This window comes from Cellulomonas telluris, assembly GCF_004886325.1.
Classification (GTDB): Bacteria; Actinomycetota; Actinomycetes; order Actinomycetales; family Cellulomonadaceae; genus Cellulomonas; species Cellulomonas telluris.
In genome coordinates, this window is the sequence record NZ_QXFN01000093.1 from 1 (window position 1) to 536 (window position 536).

Below are 536 nucleotides of genomic sequence, written 5' to 3' on the forward strand. Positions count from 1 at the left end.
CCGAAGTTCGCCGGGGTGCCGAGCACGTAGCCGTCGGCGCCGAGCACGTCGTCCGCGGAGGCCTCGAGCGCGGGCCGGACGACGACCTCGACGTCGTCGATCGCGTCGTCCGACGCGCCCGCCACCACCGACTCGGTCAGCGCCGCCACCGACGCGGTCGGCGAGTGGTGGACGATCAGCAGGCGCGGCACGTGCCAGAGGCTACTCACCGGTCGGTGGCCGGGCGTACGGTCCTCGGGTGACGTTCGACGTTCCTGGCGACGCCTACGACCGCTTCATGGGCCGCTACTCGCGGCCCCTGTCGGCACGTCTCGCGGACTGGCTCGACGTCACCCACGGCCAGAGCGCCACCGACGTCGGCTGTGGGCCCGGAGCGCTGACCGAGCAGCTCGTCGCCCGGCTCGGCGCCGACAAGGTCCGCGCGATCGACCCCTCGCCGTCGTTCGTCGCCGCCTGTCGTGAGCGGTTCCCCGGTGTGGACGTCCGGCACGGAGCGGCCGGGTCGCTGCCCTTCGGCGACGCGTCCTGCGACGTGA

The 536-nt window shown here is 73.9% G+C and carries 1 protein-coding gene and 1 pseudogene; one reads left to right on the top strand and one right to left on the bottom strand.

Annotation, left to right across the window (positions count from 1 at the left end; all coding sequences use genetic code 11):
- A pseudogene (locus tag FB586_RS18890) lies at positions 1-191 on the bottom strand (flavodoxin family protein); the annotation flags it as partial.
- Positions 192-238: 47 nt separating this feature from the next.
- On the opposite strand from FB586_RS18890, the gene FB586_RS18895 reads away from it, so the two are divergent.
- Positions 239-536, top strand: a 298-nt coding sequence (locus FB586_RS18895) for a class I SAM-dependent methyltransferase (RefSeq protein WP_136520868.1), incomplete at its 3' end; no start/stop codon positions are given.